The organism is Peptococcus simiae (assembly GCF_046097595.1).
In the GTDB taxonomy this organism is placed as follows: domain Bacteria; phylum Bacillota; class Peptococcia; order Peptococcales; family Peptococcaceae; genus Peptococcus; species Peptococcus simiae.
In genome coordinates this window covers 1-1,564 of sequence record NZ_JBJUVG010000029.1, presented here as the reverse complement: position 1 = coordinate 1,564, position 1,564 = coordinate 1, and the positions used below count along the sequence as shown (strand labels likewise).

Below are 1,564 nucleotides of genomic sequence, written 5' to 3'. Positions count from 1 at the left end.
TGAACTGACCCCCTAAAGTTGGACCAAAAAATCCAACTTTAGGGGGTCTTTGCATGGCAAAATATAGTTTGGAATTTAAAATGAAAGTCGTCGCAGAATATCTTTCCGGCACGATTGGGGTGGATCGATTAGCCAGGAAATATCATTTCAAAACGAGTACGCAGATAAGCACTTGGATTAACGCCTACAAAACTTTAGGCCTAGAAGGCTTAAAACGTTCTCGCAAAAACAAGGCCTACAGTGTAGACTTTAAGTTACAAGCAATCACTATGTATGAAGCCAGCGAGAAATCCTATCAAGATGTGGCGAATGACTTGAGGCTTAATAACCCCAGCCTAATTGCCAGATGGCGCCAAGCGTATCATAAAGAGGGACTGGAAGGACTTGCTCGCAGGCAAGGGAGGCCACCTGTGTCTAAGAAAGACCAAAATAGAAAAACAAAGCAACCACCTTCTGAACCCCTACAGTTCACGGACCTGGAACTGGCCAATAAGCGCATTAGAGAACTTGAATATGAGCTAAAGATGCAAACCATTAAAAATGAATACTTGGAACTGCTGAGGAGCTTGCGGCAACAAAAAGCAATGAAGACAAAGCAAGAGTCATCCACAAGCTCCGAGAACAAGAAAGATTTACCCTAACAGAGATTCTTGCTGCCCTCCATTTCCCCAAATCCACCTACATGTACTGGCAAGCCCAATGGAAGAAGCCGGACCCTGATCAAGACCTAAAAGATGCCATTCTAACCATCCGAGACCACCATCCAAACTATGGCTATCGTCGCATTCATGCAAGCCTTATTAAGGACAGCTGGTCCATCAACCGAAAGAAAGTCCAACGCATCTGCCAAGACCTACAGATCCAAGTCAAAAACTTTGGCCGTAAATATAGAAAATACAATAGCTACAAGGGCGTCATAGGGCGGATTGCTCCCAACCGGGTCAATCGTAGATTTGAGACCCCTATCCCCTATCAAAAGATCACAACAGATACCACTGAATTCAAATACTATGAAGAAGACCCTACCGGTAAGCCTCAAATCAAGAAATTATACCTAGACCCCTTCATGGACTTATATAACCTGGAAATCATCAGCTTTAAGATATCCCGGCAACCAAACGGCACAACAATGCTTGAAGCCTTAAAAGACGCCATAGCAGCCTCAGAAGGCTGCCCCTACCGCCGAACCTTCCATTCGGACCGGGGCTGGGCCTACCAAATGAAGGAGTACCAAGCCTTGTTAAAAGAACACAGGATATTTCAAAGTATGTCTAGAAAAGGGACCTGCTACGACAATGCCCCTATCGAGAATTTCTTTGGCTTAATGAAACAAGAAATGTATTACGGAAAAGTTTATCAAAGCTACGAAGAATTAGAGAGAGCAATTATTGACTATATTGGCTACTACAACGAGGAACGGATAAAAGAGAAGTTAAACTGGCTAAGCCCTCTTGCATATCGTAAAGGGCAGGCGGCCTAAGGGCTAACCTTTAGGCAAATAAAAAGAGAGACAAGCACAAGGGATGTACTTATCTCTCTGGTCCAACTTTTTGGGGTCACTCTA

Annotated in this window: 1 protein-coding gene; it reads left to right on the top strand. The window is 43.9% G+C overall.

Annotated elements, in window-relative coordinates; translation table 11 throughout:
- Positions 1–53: 53 nt before the first annotated feature.
- Positions 54–1,480, top strand: a protein-coding gene (locus tag ACKQTC_RS09180; RefSeq protein WP_408978142.1) for an IS3 family transposase whose coding sequence is annotated in 2 segments (ribosomal slippage) — positions 54–618 and positions 618–1,480 — 1,428 coding nt in all. Because the reading frame shifts where the segments join, the coding sequence is not laid out codon by codon here.
- Positions 1,481–1,564: the final 84 nt, after the last annotated feature.